This is a genomic window from Rhizobium sp. T1470, from assembly GCF_042140505.1.
Classification (GTDB): Bacteria; Pseudomonadota; Alphaproteobacteria; order Rhizobiales; family Rhizobiaceae; genus Rhizobium; species Rhizobium favelukesii.
This window is the reverse complement of sequence record NZ_CP148091.1, coordinates 2,199,247-2,216,632: the sequence shown is the minus strand read 5'-3', so window position 1 is coordinate 2,216,632 and position 17,386 is coordinate 2,199,247. Positions and strand designations below refer to the sequence as shown.

Genomic DNA, 17,386 nt, shown 5'->3' with positions numbered 1-17,386 from the left:
GCAGTCACATTGTCAAGCAGTGCGGGAGCTTCTGTACACCGATACGCCGAGCTCTCTGATCTTCTTGCGCAGCGTATTGCGGTTCAGACCCAAAAGATCGGCTGCCTTTATCTGGTTACCGCGCGTGGCCGTAAGGGCGGCAAGTATCAGCGGATACTCCATTTCCGTCAGCACACGGTCGTAAAGCCCCGGCGGTGGCAGGCCATCGCCGAAACCGGCGAAGTACGTCCGCATGTTTTCCTCGACAGCCTGGGCGATCGTCATATTGCCAGTGCGGATCGGACCCTTGTCGATGGGACTGTCTGGAACATCGGACCGAAGCTCAGCTTCGATGATTTCGCGCGTGATCACATCCTGTGGATAAAGTGCCATCAGCCGGCGAATGAGGTTCTCCAGTTCGCGCACGTTCCCCGGCCAGGCGTAGGCTTTCATCAGATCGAGCGCTTCCTGATCGAAGCGCTTGGAGCCGAGCCCTTCCTTTTCCGCCTGCTGGATGAAGTGGCGCACGAGATCCGGAATATCCTCTGCGCGGTCGCGCAGAGGCGGCAGACGCAGCGGAACGACATTCAGGCGATAGTACAGGTCCTCGCGGAAGAGCCCCTGATTGATCGCCTGCTTCAGGTCCTTGTTGGTCGCGGCGACGATCCGAACGTCGGTGCGGATCGGCGTGCGACCGCCGACGGTGGTGTATTCGCCCTGCTGCAGCACGCGCAGGAGGCGCGTCTGGGCATCCATCGGCATATCGCCGATTTCATCGAGGAACAGCGTGCCGCCTTCGGCCTGCTCGAAACGCCCGGTCGAGCGCGTCTGGGCGCCCGTGAATGCACCCTTCTCGTGGCCGAAAAGCTCGGATTCGATCAGGTCGCGCGGGATCGCCGCCATGTTGATGGCAACGAACGGCCCGTTGCGACGCTTGCCGTAGTCGTGCAGCGCCCGCGCCACGAGTTCCTTGCCGGTGCCCGACTCGCCGGTGATCATCAGGGTCAGATCCGTCTGCATCAAGCGTGCAAGGACGCGGTAAATTTCCTGCATCGCTGCCGAACGGCCGACGAGCGGCATTCCGTCCTGCATATCCTCGTCAAGCTTGGCAGGTCTGCGCTTCGGCTCGGCGAGCGCGCGACCAATGATGCCGATCAGTTCCGTCAGGTCGAACGGCTTCGGCAGATAATCGTAGGCGCCCTTCTCGGAAGCCTTGATCGCCGTCATGAAGGTGTTCTGGGCGCTCATGACGAGCACGGGCAGATCCGGGCGCGCTTTCTTGATCCGCGGCAACAGATCGAAGGCGTTCTCGTCCGGCATCACGACATCGGTTACGACTAGATCGCCCTCGCCCGCCGAAACCCAGCGCCAGAGCGTGGCGGCGTTGGAGGTAATTCGCACGTCATAGCCGGCGCGGCTCAGAGCCTGATTAAGCACGGTACGAATTGCCGCATCATCATCCGCGACGAGGATCGTTGCTGTCATCGAGTAAGTCCTGTGGGAGTTATGGTCGTTGCGTCTTCCAGCGATGCGTCCTTGGAGGCCGGCATCAAGACGCGGAATGTGGTGCGGCTGTTTTGGCTGTCGCATTCGATGATGCCGCCATGGTCGCCGATAATCTTGGCGACGAGCGCCAGGCCGAGGCCGCTGCCGTTCGTCTTTGTCGTAATGAACGGATCAAACAGATGCGGCAGCAAGTCGGCCGGCACGCCAGGGCCATTATCCTGAACACAAAATTCGAGCGGCAGCGAAATCTTTTCGCGCGTACCGGCGACGGATAGACGAATGCCCGAGCGGTAAGCCGTCGTCAGAACGATTTCGCCATCCGGGCGATCGCCTACCGCTTCGGCGGCATTCTTCACGAGGTTGAGGAACACCTGAACAAGCTGATCGCGGTTTGCATAGACGGACGGCAATGAGGGGTCGTAGTTCTCGGTGATGCGCAGGTGGCGCGCAAAGCCCGCCTTCGCCACAGCCTTCACGTGATCGAGAACCGAGTGGATATTGACGGGCATCCGATCAACCGGCCGCTCGTCTGAGAAGACCTCCATGCGGTCCACGAGCGAGACGATGCGGTCGGTTTCGTCGCAGATCAGCCGCGTCAATGCGCGGTCGTCATCGACGACCGATTGCTCCAACAGCTGTGCTGCACCGCGAATGCCGGAAAGCGGATTCTTGATCTCATGCGCCAGCATGGAGGCAAGGCCGGTGACCGAGCGAGCGGCCGCACGATGCGTCAGCTGGCGATCGATCTTGTCCGCCATCGACCGCTCCTGGAAGACGATCACCACCGAGCCCGGATCGCTCACAACCGGGGCAACGTATAAATCGACGAGCTTGTCCTGTCCGAGGCGCGGCGAGCTCAAGTCGACACGATACTCGTTGATCGGCGCCCGCCGTTCGCGAACCTGATCGATCAAGGCCAGTAGCGGACTGCCAAACGGAATGAAGGTCGAGATCTTGTAGCGGGCAAGGTGGGCGGCGCTGGCACCAAAGAAGGCCTCCGCTTCCCAATTGGCGAAAGCGACGAGGCCGGCCTCGTTGACCATTACGACGGGATTCTGGATCGCGTTGAGCACAGCAGTGGCAACGGCGCTGCCTCCGTTGTCGACCGACGATGGCACGTCATTCGTCATGCAGCCTCCCGGGTCTGCGTGTTCGATGCCGCAGCCATCAATGCATCATAAAACCGTGCGGTAACCTCTTCAGGCTCGCGTGCCGTCATGATTGCAGCCTTCTCCTGGGCTGCGACATCAGGCGCGAAGCGATCGAGATACCAACCGAGGTGCTTCCGTGCATGGCGGACGGCGACCGCTTCGCCATAGAACGCAAGCATCATACGGTAGTGTTCAGCGGCAATGTCGGGGATTTCCCATGCGTCAGGCGCCGCGTAACCGGCCAATACACCGGCGTGCCATGGCCTTCCCTGACACCCTCTGCCGATCATGACGGCATCGGCTCCTGAGCGCCGCAGAATCGCGTGCGCATCTTCGACGGTTTCAACATCGCCGTTTGCAACCAGGGGAACGGCGATGGCATCGCGTACCGCCCGGATTGCGTCCCAGTCAGCCCGGCCTTCATAAAACTGCATGCGCGTACGGCCGTGGATCGTAATCAACTGGACGCCTGCCTCCTCCGCGCGGTGCGCAATCTCGGGCGCGTTGATGGAATTCTCGTCCCAACCGAGCCGCATCTTCAGGGTCACGGGAACGCTCACCGCCTTGACTGTCGCCTCAATGAGGCTCAGGGCGTGATCAGGATCGCGCATCAAGGCGGAGCCGGAATAACCGCCTATCACCTTCTTGGCCGGACACCCCATGTTGATGTCGATGATATCAGCGCCATGGTCGGCCGCGATCTTCGCAGCCTCGGCCATCCAATGCGCTTCGCGGCCAGCCAGTTGCACCATGTGCGGCTCAAAGCCCGCACTCTCAAGGCGCGCCCATGATTCGGCGGTGCTGTTGACGAGCTCACGGCTCGCAACCATTTCGGTGACCACAAGCCCGGCGCCATGGCGCCACGCCAGTTGCCGGAACGGCATGTCCGTCACGCCGGACATGGGTGCCAGAACAACGCGGTTCCTGACTTCCACAGGTCCGATCCGCAAAGGTGATGCGAGGTCAAAGTTCAGCAATTGATTATCTTTCAGGCACGCAGAATGCGTGCACTATTTTTAGACAGGTTTAAATGGCTTGCCAAGAGGGCAGTGCGCGAATTGACATTTTTAGGGCAAATGCTGGAATTCGATGCGCCAAGCCGCTAAGCACCGGTGCAAAATCGCGTTTTGAGGATTTATGCCGCAAATGCATCAAAAGCAACCAGCAATAGGTATTGTCGTCGTAGCCGCCGGGCGTGGCGAACGCGCAGGCGCATCCGAAGAGGGCCCCAAGCAATATCGGACCATTGGCGGCAAGCCGGTGATCGCTCACACATTGGAGAAATTCGCCAGTTGGGAGCTTTCCCGCCACATCGTCGTGGTCATTCACCCCGATGACGAGGTCCTGTTTGCCAAGGCAGCCAGTCAGGTCCAGTCGGGCGCGCCGATCGATGCGGTCCACGGCGGCTCGACGCGCCAGCAATCCGTTCTTGCGGGACTGCACCATTTGCGCAGCAAGAACCTCACACATGTTCTGATCCATGACGCTGTGCGGCCCTTCTTCGACCACACCCTTCTCGATCGCATCGCCAGCCTCCTCTCGGAAGGCGTGCCGGCAATTCTCCCGGCTATGCCTGTAGCCGATACGCTGAAGCGAGCCGACCTCGACGGAACAGTTCTCGATACAGTGCCCCGCACACAGCTTTATGCAGCGCAGACGCCGCAGTCGTTTGCCTTCGAACCTATCTTGGCCGCCCACGAGAAGGCAGCCTCCGCAAACCTGACGGACTTTACCGATGACGCGGCCATTGCCGAATGGGCCGGTATACCGGTACGGATCGTCGAGGGGCTAGCGGACAATGTGAAACTGACGGTCAAACGAGACATTGCGATGGCAGACAGCAGACTTTCCGGTCAGGCACTCCCCGATGTGCGCACGGGCAACGGCTACGATGTTCACCAGCTAGAGCCCGGCGATGGCGTGACGCTTTGCGGCGTTTTCATTCCCCACGATCAGAAACTCAAGGGCCACTCTGACGCTGACGTGGCGTTGCATGCGCTGACGGACGCGCTGCTTGCGACCTGTGGCGCCGGCGACATCGGCGACCATTTTCCGCCATCGGATCCGCAATGGAAGGGTGCACCCTCGCGCATCTTCATCGAACATGCGGCGAAGATCGTGCGTGAGCGCGGCGGCACGATCATGAATGCCGACGTCTCGCTGATCGCCGAAGCGCCGAAAGTCGGGCCGCACCGTGACGCGATGCGCGCCAAGCTTTCGGAATTTCTCGGCATTTCCATCGATCGCTGCTCGGTCAAGGCGACGACGAACGAGACGATCGGTTTCGTCGGCCGCCGCGAGGGCATTGCCGCGATCGCCACGGCAACCGTCGTCTATAGGGAAACCTGAGATGAGTATCTTCCCGGCCGATATCGTCGCACAAGCCGAAGCCATCATTCGCGACTTCACTGCTGCGGGGCTGATGGTCTCGACGGCAGAATCCTGCACCGGTGGGTTGATTGCCGGCGCACTGACCGAGATCTCGGGGTCTTCTTCGGTCGTGGACAGAGGCTTCGTCACCTATACCAACACCGCCAAGATGGAGATGCTTGGCGTGCAGGAGGAAACGCTGATCCGCTTCGGTGCTGTGTCGGAAGAGACGGCGCGGCAGATGGTGCACGGCGCCCTCTTCCGCTCCCGCGCGGCCATCGCCGTTGCCGTGACGGGCATTGCCGGCCCCGGCGGCGGGTCGGCGCAAAAGCCGGTCGGCCTCGTCCATCTCGCTGCCAAGTCACGCGCCGGCGGCCTCACTCATCGGAAGATGCACTATGGCGATATCGGTCGCGACCAGGTGCGCCTTGCGACCGTCAGGACCGCATTTGGCATGATCCAGGAACTGGCTCAGCTGTAGATCTTGGTCGCCCGCGTTTCAAAGGCTTCGGAGAACATGCGGAAGGCGCGGTCAAACATCGAGCCCATGACTGCCCCCAGGATGCGGCTCTTGAACTCGTAGTCGATGAAGAAGTGGACGTTGCAGCCCGTTGCCGTCTCCTCGAAGCGCCAGCGATTGTCGAGATAGCGGAATGGCCCATCGATATACTTCACCTCGATAAGGCGTTCGGCCCGGTTCAACAGCACCTGCGTCGTGAAGGTTTCGCGGATCGCCTTGTAACCTACGGTCATATCAGCGATCAGCAGCACCTTGCCGTCACGCTCCTTGCGGCTGCGAATACTGAGCGCCTCACAGAGTGGTAGGAATTGTGGGTAGTGCTCGACATCGGCGACGAGGTCGAACATTTGATCGGCGGAATGCGGGACGGGGCGATGCGTTTCGAACTGAGGCATGATCGGCAGTTAAGTGGGAGCGCCGAGAAGATCAAGAAGGCGGCGCATTTCCTGATGCGATTTCAACTGAAGGACGGGCACGTCGGGACAGAACCGATCGATTCCTGCAACAATATGTGGCACAAACCGACGCTCGAAATTCCAGATGAAGCTCAGAAATTCGAGATCGAGCTTTTCGGGGCAGCCCGCCGCCATTTCAGGTCGCGCCCTTCCCCGCCATCGCAGCCACCTACCGGTGACACCAAGAACGCAGCGCCAGCGTGGCAATCGCACCCATAGGACGAATTCTGTTCGCGGTAGACGGAGATCGAAGGTTGATGATCCCGTTCCGTCCATCAGCCACCGTTCGGACGCAACCGCAACCGCGATCAAGTCCCGCTCCTCAGTTTTCGGCCGCTTCACCCAGCCAGGCAACCAATAGAACTCACGGTCCATCGAAATATGGCGTATGCCGAGCTGCTGCGCGAGCTTGCGCGATAGCGTTGTCTTCCCGCCACCGGAGCATCCGACGACCAGAACACGCTTCGAGTGAAGCAACAATTCGGCCGCGTGCGCAAAATCGGTAATGAAATTTGGCATGTTTCCATCCCTGCAGACAGGTGTCGAATTGAAGAGGTCGCTCAGTCTACTGGATCGAGGCGATGCAGCAGGCGCCCCATGTCTGCTCGGCTTTTCAGCTGGACAACAGGAACCGATGCGCCGTGCCGACGAATGCCCTCCATAAATTCCGGTACGTCATCCCGCTCGAAGTTCCAGACATAGGAAATGAATTGCCAATCCGGCATCTGCTCAAGGCAACCCGGGGCCATGTCGGGGCGGGTCTTTCCGCGGTCCATGAACCCGCGTTTGACGATACTCCAAACGCACAGCCAGCGTGGCATCCGCACCCAGACGACCAGATCGGCGCGCGGCAATCGAAGGTCGAGTGAGCTCGGATTGTTGCCGTCGATAATCCAGTGGTTCTCGGCGACGATCTGAGCGATCAGTTGCCTTTGCTCAGACCTCGCGCGTGACATCCAACCCGGCAGCCAGAAGACCTCGCGATCCATGGACACGTAGCGGACGCCAATGACCCGCGCGAGTTTCTGGGAAAAAGTGCTCTTGCCACCACCGGAGCAGCCGAAAACAACGATCCTGCGCGCCGCACCAAGTACTTCGGCAGCATCCTCGATCGCGGTGATGTCGTTCGGCATATGCGGCTCCGAGACTGGGAGCCGCGCAACATACACAACTTCAGATTAGGAACAACCGCTCTTACTCGGCGGGGATCAGCAACTTCTTCTCGCGTGCGGCCTTCAGGCGAGCAAAATCCTCGCCGGCATGGTGTGACGAGCGCGTCAGCGGGCTGGAGGCCACCATCAAGAAGCCCTTGGTGTAGGCAACCGTCTCATAGGACTTGAATTCGTCAGGGGTGACGAAGCTCATAACCGCGTGGTGCTTGCGGGTTGGCTGCAGGTACTGGCCGATCGTCAGGAAGTCGACGTCTGCTGTACGCAGGTCGTCCATCAGCTGCAGCACTTCGTTGCGCTCCTCACCGAGCCCGACCATGATGCCCGATTTGGTGAACATGGTTGGGTCCAGTTCCTTCACGCGCTGCAGCAGGCGGATGGAGTGGAAGTAGCGTGCGCCCGGACGAACCGTCAGATAGTTGCCGGCCACGGTTTCCATGTTGTGATTGAAGACGTCGGGCTTGGCGGCGACCACGCGCTCCAGCGCGCCCGGCTTCTTGAGGAAGTCAGGCGTCAGGATTTCGATGGTCGTCGACGGTGACGCAGCGCGGATCGCCCAAATTACCTTCTCGAAGTGCTCGGCGCCACCATCGGCCAGATCATCACGGTCGACGGAGGTGATGACGACGTGGGAGAGCCCCATCTCCTTCACCGCCTTGGCAACGTTCTCCGGCTCGGCCATATCGAGCGCGTTCGGCTTGCCGGTCGCAACGTTGCAGAAGGCGCAAGCGCGGGTACAGATCTCGCCCATGATCATGAAGGTCGCGTGCTTCTTGTCCCAGCATTCGCCGATATTAGGGCATCCAGCCTCTTCGCAAACGGTGACGAGCTTATGCTCCTTCACGATCGAGCGTGTCTCCGCGTAGCCCTTGGAGGTTGGTGCTTTGACGCGAATCCAGTCCGGCTTGCGCAGGACTTCCTGATCGGGCCGATGTGCCTTTTCCGGATGCCGCACGCGCTTGGCGTCGGGATTGATCGTGTCGAGAATGGTTACCATCGTAGTTCAAATCTCCGCCGCTCCATGCGGCAAAAGCCCTATCTATCGGCGGACGAGCCGCGCGACGAATATCAGCAAGCAGGCACCAAGAAAACCCGTGACGAAGTAGCCGAGCCTGCCGCCAGCCACCTCTATATGAAATTGCGCCAAAATCGCAGTTGCGATCACGGAGCCGACAATCCCGAGCACGATGTTGAGCAATATCCCGTAGCGCGCCTCCATCAGCTTGCCCGCGAGCCAGCCTGCAAAACCGCCGATGATGATTGCCGCAATCCAGCCTACGCCTTCCATCCTGCCCCTAGCCCTTACGCTATCGCCCTCGCGATCAGCACCACGATGATGGCCCCGACCGTTGCGTGAATGATCTGCACCACAAGCGCATTATCGATCCCGAGCGATATTCCGAGCGCGTTGAAGAGAAAGCCTCCAACAAACGCGCCGATGATGCCGCTCAGCAGGCATCGTATCAATCCACCTCCACCGACGACCAGGCTTGCGAGGAAGCCCGCAAGCAGACCGATGAGCAGAAAGATGAGCAGTGCCTGCGTACCCATAGACATGATGATTTCCTTTTGTTTTTTCCACCCCATGGGGATGGATTTGCCACCCCGAGATAGAGGGCGGCGACGGAAACTATCAAGCGTTCAGAACACGACCATAGGCATCGAGGACTGCTTCCTTCATCGTTTCGGAAACGGTCGGATGCGGGAAGATCGTGTGCATCAGTTCTTCCTCGGTCGTCTCGAGGTTCATCGCGACGACAAAGCCCTGGATGAGCTCGGTCACTTCGGCGCCGACCATGTGGGCGCCGAGCAGCTCGCCGGTCTTCTTGTCGAAGATCACCTTGCAGAGACCCTGGTCTTCTCCGAGCGCGATCGCCTTGCCGTTGGCCGCAAAGGAGAACCGGCCGACACGGATGTCGCGGCCCTGCTCCTTGGCCTTGGCTTCAGTGAGGCCTACCGAGGCGACCTGCGGGTTGCAGTAGGTGCAGCCCGGGACCTTGTTCTTGTCGGTGGCGTGAACGTTCGGCAGACCCGCGATCTTCTCGACGCAGACGACGCCCTCGTGCTCAGCCTTGTGGGCGAGCATCGGTGGACCGGCAACGTCGCCGATCGCATAGATGCCTGCCACGTTGGTCTTGCCGTAGCCGTCGATCACGATGCAGCTGCGATCCGTCTTGACGCCGACTGCCTCCAACCCGAGGTTTTCGATGTTGCCCTGAACGCCGACGGCCGAGATCATCCGATCAGCCGTAATCTGCTGCACCTTGCCGTCCGACGTCTCGACATGCGCGGTGACGCTGTTGGCGGACTTTTCGACCTTCGCGACCTTGGCGCTCGTGAAGATTTTCAGGCCGCGTTTTTCCAGCTGCTTGCGGGCGATCGTGGTGACTTCCGCATCTTCGACCGGCATAATCGTCGGCATGACTTCGACAACAGTCACATCGACGCCCATGGAGCGGTAGAAGCTTGCGAATTCGATTCCGATGGCGCCCGAGCCCATAACGATCAGCGACTTCGGCAGCACATCCGGCTTCAGCGCTTCGAAATAGGTCCAGATCCGCTTGCCGTCCGGCTCGATGCCAGGCAGCGCGCGCGGACGGGCACCAGTCGCAACGATGATGTGCTTGGCGGTGTAGGTGCCCTCGCCCTTGACGTTCTTCGGCACCGGGTTCTGCGGCTCGACGACAGGCTTGGAAGACTTGCCGACGACGATTTCGCCGGGTTTGGTGATCTTGGCTTCGCCCCAGATCACATCGACCTTGTTCTTCTTCATCAGGAAGCCGACACCACCGTTCAGGCGCGCCGACACGCCGCGCGAACGGGCGACGACAGCCTTGACGTCGGCGCTGACCTTGCCTTCCAGCACGAGGCCGTAATCCTTGAGGTGGTTGGAATGGTCGAGAATTTCGGCCGAGCGCAACAAAGCCTTGGTCGGGATGCAGCCCCAGTTCAGGCAGATGCCGCCCAGATGCTCGCGTTCCACGATCGCGGTCTTGAGGCCCAGCTGGCTGGCGCGCACGGCGGCGACGTAGCCCCCCGGTCCGGAGCCGATGATGATGACGTCGTAATTCTCAGCCATGTTTTCCTGCCTTTGCTATCGGGCGTCGCGGGTGAGTAGCACCCACTCGTGTTTTCTGCCGTTTTCGAAGAACGCCACGGCATCAGCGCGCGCCGTCTCCGAAAATCCATTGTTCTTGTAAAGCGACGGAGCCGCTTGGTTGTAACTTGCTGTGATCAGACTGACCGGCGCGGTTTTTGCCCGCTCGATCTGATCCTCCAGAAGCCTTCGACCGATCCCGATGCCGCGCAATGGCTGTGGACACCGAGCGTTCCGATAAACCAGCTTCCAATCACCATCTGCTGCAGATCGATAACCGGTTTCAGCGCCGGGCGATCCGCCGGAATGTTGCGTATGCCTTCATCTAGTCCGTAGCCGATCGCGGCTCCCTCGCCAATCACGGCATCGCGCCAGTTGCCTTGCCCATCGTCGCCGCGCGGCTTCCGCCGTCCGCGCTGCATCGGGGTGTCGCCGCCACCGCCGCTTCCTTGCTCCGTGAGCGAAAGCCAAGAGGCGAAGCCGTGAGAGGCGCCAGCTCCGTCGCATCCTCCCGCGCGGCGGGCCGAAGCGAAACGAAGGATCTCATGCTCAAAGCCCCAGCATCATCCGCACAGTCGATTCCATGCCGCGCCCGAGAGCGCGGGTATTTTCAGCGTCAAGGTGGATGCCATCGACCGGCGTCGTCTTCGCCACCGAATTGCCATCGAAGAAGCCGCAGCCGAGTTCGTCCGCGAGATCACGATAGAGCGTCGGAAGCTTTGTCGATTCCTCGATGCCACCGACAAACGAGGCCGCGAAGGGCACGTTGGCCGTCTCGCGAATCTTCGGTGGCGCAACGATCAGAATGTCAGGCCCATCGAATTCGAACGGCCAGGCATGATTGCGGATCAACCGCACCAGCCGTGCGATGCCCTGGCAGGCGGCAAAAGCCGATCCAGCCACGACCGGTTTCATGTCGTTGGTGCCGAGAAGCAGAATGACAAGATCAAGCGGCGCATGCGTCTGCAGGATCGTCGGCAGGATGCGCGCGCCGTTCCGGTCGCAGTCGGCGAGGTGGTCGTCGAAGGCGGTTGTCCGTCCATTCAATCCTTCGGCGATAACACGCACCTCGTTGCCGAGTGCCGCCTGGAGCGCACTTGGCCAGCGATCCTTGTAGTCATGACGCCCGATCGTATCGGCGTCATAACCCCAGGTCAGCGAGTCACCATAGCAAAGAACGGTCTTCGTCATTTCCGCCTCCGCTCCGGTCTCAGACGAGCATACCCATCGGATTTTCGATGTAGCCCTTGAACGCTTGCAACAGCTCGGCACCGAGCGCACCATCGACGCAGCGATGGTCGGTCGAAAGCGTGACGCTCATCACGGTTGCGATCACCATTTCGCCCTTGCGGACGATGACACGCTGCTCGCCAGCGCCGACGGCAAGGATCGTTGCATGCGGCGGGTTGATGACGGCTGCGAAGTTCTTCACGCCCATCATGCCCATGTTCGAAACAGACGTCGTGCCGCCCTGATATTCCTCAGGCTTCAGCTTGCGATCCTTTGCACGCTTGCCAAGGTCGCGCATCTCGTTGGAGATCACCGACAGGGTCTTTTCCTCGGCCTTGCGGATGATCGGCGTGATCAGACCGCCCGGGATCGAGACCGCAACGCCGACATCGGCGTGCTTGTGCTTGACCATGTTGGCCTCGGTCCAGGAGACGTTGGCATCCGGAACATCGCGCAGCGCCAGAGCCATGGCCTTGATGACCATGTCGTTGACGGACAGCTTGTAGGAGGCGCCGCCATCCTTGCGGGGAGCCGCGTCGTTGAGCTGGGCGCGCAGCGCCAGTACCGCATCGAGCTCGCAATCGACGGTGACGTAGAAGTGCGGCACCGTCTGCTTGGATTCGACGAGGCGCTTGGCGATGACCTTGCGCATGCCGTCATGCGGCACAAGCTCGTAGGAGCCAGGCTCGAACAGCTTGAGAACGGCTTCTTCCGAAGCGCCCTTGGGTGCAGCAGCCGGAGCCGGTGCAGCAGCTTGCGTGGCAGCGGCGGCCGCAGCAGCCTTGGCACCACCACCTGTGACAGCGGCTTCCACGTCGCTCTTGACGACGCGGCCATGCGGACCGGAGCCGGCGATGCCAGACAGATCGATACCGGCTTCCTTCGCCAGACGACGCGCGAGCGGCGAGGAGAAGGCGCGATTGCCACTTGCCGGAGCGGCTGCGGGTGCAACGACCGGAGCAGGAGCGGCGGCCGCCGGCGCCTGAGCGGCGGATGCCGGTGCGGCTTCAACCTTCGGCGCTGCCGCGCCATCGACCTTTGGAGCCAGAGCAGCGGAGCCTGCCCCGCTGGCAGCGGCGGACACGTCTTCACCTTCCGCTGCGAGCACGGCGATCAAGGCATTGACCTTGACGCCTTCAGTGCCGGCCGGAACGACGATCTTGGCAACGGTGCCCTCATCGACGGCTTCGACTTCCATCGTCGCCTTGTCGGTCTCGATCTCTGCAATGACGTCACCCGACTTGACCGTGTCGCCTTCCTTGACCAGCCACTTGGCGAGGTTGCCCTCTTCCATGGTCGGAGACAGGGCAGGCATCGTGATGTTGATAGGCATCGAAATACCCTCCCCTTGTTACTTGTAGCAAACGACCTTCACGGCATCGACGACTTCACCAACATTCGGGAGAGCGAGCTTCTCGAGGTTGGCGGCATAAGGCATCGGAACGTCCTTGCCGGCGACCGTCAGAACCGGCGCGTCGAGATAATCGAAGGCCTGCTGCATGACGCGGGTGGCAATTTCGGTGCCGACGGAGTTCTGGGGATAGCCTTCCTCGACAGTGACCAGACGGCCGGTCTTCTTGACCGATTCGATCACGGTGGGAATATCCATCGGGCGCAGCGTGCGCAGGTCGATCAGTTCGGCGTCGATGCCGATCTTTTCGAGTTCGGCGACAGCCTTGACCGCATAGGTCATGCCGATACCGAAGGAGACGATCGTCACGTCCTTGCCCGGACGATGAATGCGCGCCTTGCCGATCGGCAGGACGAAATTATCTATCTTCGGCACGTCGAAATGCTGACCGTAGAGAATTTCGTTTTCGAGGAAGACGACCGGGTTCGGATCGCGGATGGCAGCTTTCAGCAGGCCCTTGGCGTCGGATGCTGTATAAGGCATGACGACCTTGAGGCCCGGGATCTGGCTGTACCAGGCCGAGTAATCCTGGCTGTGCTGGGCGCCGACGCGGGCAGCAGCGCCGTTCGGGCCGCGGAACACGATCGGGGCGCCCATCTGGCCGCCGGACATGTAGAGCGTCTTGGCAGCCGAGTTGATGATCTGGTCGATCGCCTGCATAGCGAAGTTGAAGGTCATGAACTCGACGATCGGCTTCAGGCCAGACATCGCAGCACCGACGCCGACGCCGGCAAAGCCGTGCTCGGTGATCGGCGTATCGATGACGCGGCGCGCACCGAACTCCTGCAGGAGGCCCTGTGTGACCTTGTAGGCGCCCTGGTACTCGGCAACTTCCTCGCCCATGACGAAAACGCTCTCGTCAGCCCGCATTTCTTCCGCCATGGCATCGCGAAGCGCTTCGCGAACGGTCATCGAGACCATTTCGGTACCGGCCGGAATTTCCGGATCGTTCTGCACGGTTGCCTTCGGCTCGGCTGGAACAGGAGCAGCAGCCGGCTTTTCTTCCACCTGTGGGGCAGCGGCGGCGGGAGCAGGCGCGGCAGGTGCTGCCGAAATATCGGAGGCCGACTCGCCGTCCTGCAGCAGGACTGCGATCTTGGCGTTGACCTTCACATTTTCGGTACCGGCCGGCACCAGCAGCTTACCGATGACGCCTTCATCAACGGCTTCGACTTCCATCGTCGCCTTGTCGGTTTCGATCTCGGCAATGACGTCACCTGACTTGACGGTATCGCCTTCCTGCTTGAGCCACTTGGAAAGCGTGCCTTCTTCCATCGTCGGAGAGAGGGCGGGCATGAGAATATCGATTGGCATGGGTCGTCCCTCCCCGATTAGAGCAGAATGTCAGTATAGAGCTCGGATGCATCCGGCTCCGGATCGGACTGGGCGAAGTCGGCGCTATCAGCAACGACATCGCGGACGTCCTTGTCGATCGCCTTCAGATCGTCTTCGGAGGCCCAGCCCTTTTCGAGTAGGCGCGCACGCACCTGTTCGATCGGATCCTGCTCGGAGCGCATCTTCTGCACTTCCTCCTTGGTGCGGTACTTCGCCGGGTCGGACATCGAGTGGCCGCGGTAACGGTAGGTGAGCATCTCGAGGATGATCGGCCCCTTGCCCGAACGGCAATGCTCGAGCGCTTCATCCGCTGCAGCCTTCACCGCACGGACATCCATGCCATCGACCTGGACGCCGGGGATGCCGAAACCGGAGCCACGGAGCGAGTAGTTCGACTGCGCGGTAGCGCGCGCAGTCGACGTGCCCATGGCGTAGCGGTTGTTTTCGACGATATAGATGATCGGGAGCTTCCAGAGAGCAGCCATATTGAAGCTCTCGTAGACCTGGCCCTGGTTGGCGGCACCATCACCGAAATAGGCGACGGAGACGCTGTCATTGCCGCGGTAGCGGTTGGCGAAGGCGAGGCCCGTTCCGAGCGAGACCTGGGCACCGACGATGCCATGACCGCCGTAAAAATGCTTCTCCTTAGAGAACATGTGCATCGAGCCGCCCTTGCCGCGCGAATAACCGCTGCGGCGTCCGGTCAGTTCGGCCATGACGCCGCGCGCGCTCATGCCGGTGGCCAGCATGTGGCCATGGTCGCGATAGGCGGTTATAACCTGATCGCCTTCCTTCTGGGCCATCTGCATACCGACGACCACAGCTTCCTGGCCGATGTAGAGGTGACAGAAACCGCCAATGAAGCCCATGCCGTAGAGCTGTCCGGCCTTCTCCTCGAAGCGGCGGATCAGCAGCATCTCGCGATAGGCCTTCAGCTCCTCATCGCGCGTAAAATCAGCAACAGGACCACCATTGGATGCCTTGTTTGCCGGCTTTGCGCTAGTTTTACGGCTGGAAACGGTCGCGGTTTTTCGCGGCGCCATTCAACCCTCCCTGTGGGTTTGTCGGTTCTTTGGTGGCGCGTACCATAGGGAAGAAATTTCGCCGCAGCAATGCCATAAATGCATGGCTCGTATTCGTCAGTAAATTACTGATAAATAAGCATTTATCGAGATTAACTCAATTTCGGTTAATTGGAATAGTGATTGAATATCACGATCTCGTCGGCACGAGAAACATTCAGCTGAAGACGCGCTTTCTCGTCCAGCATGTCCTTGTCCATCGAACCGTCGCTCAGCAGCGCGACCTGCTTTTCGAGGTGCTCGCGCTTGCCTTTCAGAACCGCCAACTCCCTTTCGCGCGCTATCCGCTGGCGCTCGAACCCCTCGGTTGCCCGCAGACCGTAATCACCATGAATGCAATGATAGCCGAAGTAGGAAAGAAACGCGATCGTCATCGCCGGAACCACGAAACGACCGATCTTTTTCTTCTTGTGATGCTTTGTCCACATAAACGCACGCTCGAACGCATTACCTCGATGCGTTCAAGCCTACCGGGCAGAGATTAACTGTCCGTTGACTATGAAAAATCGGGCAAGAAAAAACCCGCGCCTTTTGAGGCGCGGGTTCGAAGTCGTTAAAAATCAGATGCGATTAGCCGCGGATGATCGAACGGCCGGCATAGCGGGCCTGCGGGCCGAGGCCTTCTTCGATGCGGATCAGCTGGTTGTACTTTGCCAGGCGGTCCGAGCGCGACAGCGAGCCAGTCTTGATCTGACCGCAGTTCGTGGCGACAGCCAGATCTGCAATCGTAGAGTCTTCGGTTTCGCCCGAACGGTGCGACATGACGGCGGTGTAGGCAGCCTTGTGCGCGGTGTTGACGGCATCGAGCGTTTCCGTCAGCGAGCCGATCTGGTTGACCTTGACGAGGATCGAGTTGGCAACACCCATGCGGATGCCGTCACGAAGACGGGCTGAGTTGGTAACGAAGAGATCGTCGCCGACCAGCTGAACCTTCTTCCCAGCCAGATCCGTCAGAGCCTTCCAGCCGTCCCAATCGTCTTCGGCCATGCCGTCTTCGATCGAGATGATCGGGTACTGGGCCGCGAGCTGAGCAAGATATTCGGCCATGGCGCCCGATTCCAGCGTCCGGCCTTCACCTTCGAGAACGTACTTGCCGTCCTTAAAGAATTCCGTCGAGGCGCAGTCAAGGCCGAGGCTGATGTCGTCGCCCGGCTTGTAGCCGGCTTTCTCAATCGACTTCATGATGAAGTCGAGGGCTTCAGGCGCGCTCTTCAAGCCCGGCGCGAAGCCACCTTCGTCGCCGACGTTGGTGTTGTGACCTTGAGCTGACAATTCCTTCTTAAGGACGTGGAAGACTTCCGAGCCCATGCGAACGGCTTCACGGATGGAATCGGCGCCGACCGGCAGGATCATGAATTCCTGGAAGTCGATTGGGTTGTCGGCATGCGCACCACCGTTGATGATGTTCATCATCGGAACCGGCAGGAGGTGGGCGCTGGCGCCGCCGACGTAGCGGTAGAGCGGCAGGCCGGAAGCCTGTGCTGCCGCCTTGGCAACGGCGAGCGAGACGCCGAGGATGGCGTTGGCGCCAAGACGCGCCTTGTTCGGCGTGCCGTCCAGCTCGATCATGATGTTGTCGATCTGGATCTGGTTTTCGGCGTCGATACCACCGATCGCGTCGAAGATCTCCGTGTTGGCGGCTTCGACGGCCTTTTCAACACCCTTGCCGAGATAGCGCTTGCCGCCATCGCGCACTTCGACTGCTTCGTGAGCACCGGTCGAAGCGCCCGACGGCACCGCCGCGCGGCCCATGCTGCCATCTTCGAGATAGACATCGACTTCGACGGTCGGGTTACCACGGCTGTCGAGAATCTCGCGGGCGATAATGTCGGTAATTGCGGTCATCGGCTCTTCCTGCTCGAGGGTGGATAAATCGTTCGAAGCCTGTTTAATCGAAGGCACGCAAATTACAATGCCACACCGACGACACACGGCATGTCACGACCTATCGCGCGAATATGTCAGGCTTTTGAAGAGGCTTGCCCCTCCATCTTTCTGCTGCCCTGCTCCAGTGTTTCGAAACTACAGGTTTTAAAAAACAAGTCACAGTATTCGATGCGGTTGCACATTTATCGATCGGT

General features: G+C 60.4%; 18 protein-coding genes and 1 pseudogene. 2 read left to right on the top strand and 17 right to left on the bottom strand.

Annotated elements, in window-relative coordinates:
* Positions 1-12 precede the first annotated feature (12 nt).
* Genes ntrC through dusB form a run of 3 tightly spaced genes read right to left on the bottom strand, consistent with a single transcriptional unit; the run spans position 13 to position 3,538 of the window.
* Complete coding sequence (ntrC, locus tag WGT02_RS11185) at positions 13-1,464, bottom strand: nitrogen regulation protein NR(I) (protein ID WP_024316984.1); 1,452 nt, start codon at positions 1,462-1,464, stop codon at positions 13-15.
* Complete coding sequence (locus tag WGT02_RS11180) at positions 1,461-2,615, bottom strand: nitrogen regulation protein NR(II) (protein WP_024316983.1); 1,155 nt, start codon at positions 2,613-2,615, stop codon at positions 1,461-1,463. Before WGT02_RS11180 ends, ntrC begins: the two co-directional genes overlap by 4 nt.
* Positions 2,612-3,538 (bottom strand): tRNA dihydrouridine synthase DusB, encoded by a 927-nt coding sequence (gene dusB, locus WGT02_RS11175; RefSeq protein ID WP_339151150.1) that lies wholly within the window; start codon positions 3,536-3,538, stop codon positions 2,612-2,614. Before dusB ends, WGT02_RS11180 begins: the two co-directional genes overlap by 4 nt.
* 235 nt (positions 3,539-3,773) lie before the next feature.
* Here dusB and WGT02_RS11170 point away from each other — a divergent pair, with 235 nt between their 5' ends.
* Together WGT02_RS11170 and WGT02_RS11165 are read left to right on the top strand one after the other, a co-directional pair.
* Positions 3,774-4,985, top strand: coding sequence for a bifunctional 2-C-methyl-D-erythritol 4-phosphate cytidylyltransferase/2-C-methyl-D-erythritol 2,4-cyclodiphosphate synthase (locus WGT02_RS11170; RefSeq protein WP_024316981.1), 1,212 nt, complete (start codon positions 3,774-3,776; stop codon positions 4,983-4,985).
* A gap of 1 nt (position 4,986) precedes the next feature.
* Positions 4,987-5,487: a CinA family protein gene (locus WGT02_RS11165; protein WP_024316980.1), complete on the top strand. Its 501-nt coding sequence runs from the start codon at positions 4,987-4,989 to the stop codon at positions 5,485-5,487.
* On the opposite strand, the gene WGT02_RS11160 is transcribed toward WGT02_RS11165, so the two are convergent.
* The 14 genes and pseudogenes from WGT02_RS11160 to eno all read right to left on the bottom strand — a co-directional run bounded on the left by WGT02_RS11160 (position 5,478) and on the right by eno (position 17,150).
* The gene (locus WGT02_RS11160) at positions 5,478-5,921 is read right to left on the bottom strand and encodes a type II toxin-antitoxin system RatA family toxin (protein ID WP_024316979.1); all 444 of its coding nucleotides are present in this window, start codon (positions 5,919-5,921) and stop codon (positions 5,478-5,480) included. The genes WGT02_RS11165 and WGT02_RS11160 overlap by 10 nt on opposite strands.
* A 9-nt stretch (positions 5,922-5,930) precedes the next feature.
* Positions 5,931-6,500: an AAA family ATPase gene (locus tag WGT02_RS11155; protein ID WP_208247996.1), complete on the bottom strand. Its 570-nt coding sequence runs from the start codon at positions 6,498-6,500 to the stop codon at positions 5,931-5,933.
* A 41-nt stretch (positions 6,501-6,541) separates the two neighbouring features.
* Positions 6,542-7,114, bottom strand: a complete 573-nt coding sequence (locus tag WGT02_RS11150) for an ATPase AAA (protein ID WP_024316978.1) — start codon at positions 7,112-7,114, stop codon at positions 6,542-6,544.
* 61 nt (positions 7,115-7,175) lie between these two features.
* Positions 7,176-8,147 (bottom strand): lipoyl synthase, encoded by a 972-nt coding sequence (gene lipA / locus WGT02_RS11145; protein WP_024316977.1) that lies wholly within the window; start codon positions 8,145-8,147, stop codon positions 7,176-7,178.
* A 42-nt stretch (positions 8,148-8,189) separates the two neighbouring features.
* Positions 8,190-8,438, bottom strand: coding sequence for a GlsB/YeaQ/YmgE family stress response membrane protein (locus WGT02_RS11140; RefSeq protein WP_024316976.1), 249 nt, complete (start codon positions 8,436-8,438; stop codon positions 8,190-8,192).
* Between the two features lie 14 nt (positions 8,439-8,452).
* A complete protein-coding gene (locus tag WGT02_RS11135; protein WP_024316975.1) occupies positions 8,453-8,707 on the bottom strand; it encodes a GlsB/YeaQ/YmgE family stress response membrane protein in 255 nt (84 codons plus the stop codon).
* Positions 8,708-8,783: 76 nt separating this feature from the next.
* Positions 8,784-10,229 (bottom strand): dihydrolipoyl dehydrogenase, encoded by a 1,446-nt coding sequence (lpdA, locus tag WGT02_RS11130; RefSeq protein ID WP_208247997.1) that lies wholly within the window; start codon positions 10,227-10,229, stop codon positions 8,784-8,786.
* 15 nt (positions 10,230-10,244) lie between these two features.
* Positions 10,245-10,794, bottom strand: a pseudogene (locus WGT02_RS11125) (GNAT family N-acetyltransferase).
* A 2-nt stretch (positions 10,795-10,796) separates the two neighbouring features.
* Positions 10,797-11,438 (bottom strand): SGNH/GDSL hydrolase family protein, encoded by a 642-nt coding sequence (locus WGT02_RS11120; protein ID WP_024316973.1) that lies wholly within the window; start codon positions 11,436-11,438, stop codon positions 10,797-10,799.
* A 19-nt stretch (positions 11,439-11,457) separates the two neighbouring features.
* Entirely contained in the window at positions 11,458-12,810 is a 1,353-nt protein-coding gene (locus WGT02_RS11115; protein WP_208247999.1) for a pyruvate dehydrogenase complex dihydrolipoamide acetyltransferase, read from the bottom strand.
* 18 nt (positions 12,811-12,828) lie between these two features.
* Positions 12,829-14,202 carry a pyruvate dehydrogenase complex E1 component subunit beta gene (locus WGT02_RS11110; protein ID WP_208248002.1) on the bottom strand — a complete coding sequence of 458 codons (1,374 nt, stop codon included), beginning with the start codon at positions 14,200-14,202 and terminating at the stop codon, positions 12,829-12,831.
* A gap of 17 nt (positions 14,203-14,219) precedes the next feature.
* Positions 14,220-15,266: a pyruvate dehydrogenase (acetyl-transferring) E1 component subunit alpha gene (gene pdhA, locus WGT02_RS11105; protein WP_024316970.1), complete on the bottom strand. Its 1,047-nt coding sequence runs from the start codon at positions 15,264-15,266 to the stop codon at positions 14,220-14,222.
* A 146-nt stretch (positions 15,267-15,412) separates the two neighbouring features.
* Positions 15,413-15,733 carry a septum formation initiator family protein gene (locus WGT02_RS11100; protein ID WP_072376510.1) on the bottom strand — a complete coding sequence of 107 codons (321 nt, stop codon included), beginning with the start codon at positions 15,731-15,733 and terminating at the stop codon, positions 15,413-15,415.
* Positions 15,734-15,875: 142 nt separating this feature from the next.
* The gene (eno, locus tag WGT02_RS11095; RefSeq protein WP_024316968.1) at positions 15,876-17,150 is read right to left on the bottom strand and encodes a phosphopyruvate hydratase; all 1,275 of its coding nucleotides are present in this window, start codon (positions 17,148-17,150) and stop codon (positions 15,876-15,878) included.
* Positions 17,151-17,386 lie beyond the last annotated feature (236 nt).

Bases quoted from the DNA above. Each gene is read 5' to 3' on its own strand.
- ntrC (WP_024316984.1), bottom strand. From the start codon at position 1,464: ATGACAGCAACGATCCTCGTCGCGGATGATGATGCGGCAATTCGTACC.
- WGT02_RS11180 (WP_024316983.1), bottom strand. From the start codon at position 2,615: ATGACGAATGACGTGCCATCGTCGGTCGACAACGGAGGCAGCGCCGTT.
- dusB (WP_339151150.1), bottom strand. From the start codon at position 3,538: ATGTCCGGCGTGACGGACATGCCGTTCCGGCAACTGGCGTGGCGCCAT.
- WGT02_RS11170 (WP_024316981.1), top strand. From the start codon at position 3,774: ATGCCGCAAATGCATCAAAAGCAACCAGCAATAGGTATTGTCGTCGTA.
- WGT02_RS11165 (WP_024316980.1), top strand. From the start codon at position 4,987: ATGAGTATCTTCCCGGCCGATATCGTCGCACAAGCCGAAGCCATCATT.
- WGT02_RS11160 (WP_024316979.1), bottom strand. From the start codon at position 5,921: ATGCCTCAGTTCGAAACGCATCGCCCCGTCCCGCATTCCGCCGATCAA.
- WGT02_RS11155 (WP_208247996.1), bottom strand. From the start codon at position 6,500: ATGCCAAATTTCATTACCGATTTTGCGCACGCGGCCGAATTGTTGCTT.
- WGT02_RS11150 (WP_024316978.1), bottom strand. From the start codon at position 7,114: ATGCCGAACGACATCACCGCGATCGAGGATGCTGCCGAAGTACTTGGT.
- lipA (WP_024316977.1), bottom strand. From the start codon at position 8,147: ATGGTAACCATTCTCGACACGATCAATCCCGACGCCAAGCGCGTGCGG.
- WGT02_RS11140 (WP_024316976.1), bottom strand. From the start codon at position 8,438: ATGGAAGGCGTAGGCTGGATTGCGGCAATCATCATCGGCGGTTTTGCA.
- WGT02_RS11135 (WP_024316975.1), bottom strand. From the start codon at position 8,707: ATGTCTATGGGTACGCAGGCACTGCTCATCTTTCTGCTCATCGGTCTG.
- lpdA (WP_208247997.1), bottom strand. From the start codon at position 10,229: ATGGCTGAGAATTACGACGTCATCATCATCGGCTCCGGACCGGGGGGC.
- WGT02_RS11120 (WP_024316973.1), bottom strand. From the start codon at position 11,438: ATGACGAAGACCGTTCTTTGCTATGGTGACTCGCTGACCTGGGGTTAT.
- WGT02_RS11115 (WP_208247999.1), bottom strand. From the start codon at position 12,810: ATGCCTATCAACATCACGATGCCTGCCCTGTCTCCGACCATGGAAGAG.
- WGT02_RS11110 (WP_208248002.1), bottom strand. From the start codon at position 14,202: ATGCCAATCGATATTCTCATGCCCGCCCTCTCTCCGACGATGGAAGAA.
- pdhA (WP_024316970.1), bottom strand. From the start codon at position 15,266: ATGGCGCCGCGAAAAACCGCGACCGTTTCCAGCCGTAAAACTAGCGCA.
- WGT02_RS11100 (WP_072376510.1), bottom strand. From the start codon at position 15,733: ATGTGGACAAAGCATCACAAGAAGAAAAAGATCGGTCGTTTCGTGGTT.
- eno (WP_024316968.1), bottom strand. From the start codon at position 17,150: ATGACCGCAATTACCGACATTATCGCCCGCGAGATTCTCGACAGCCGT.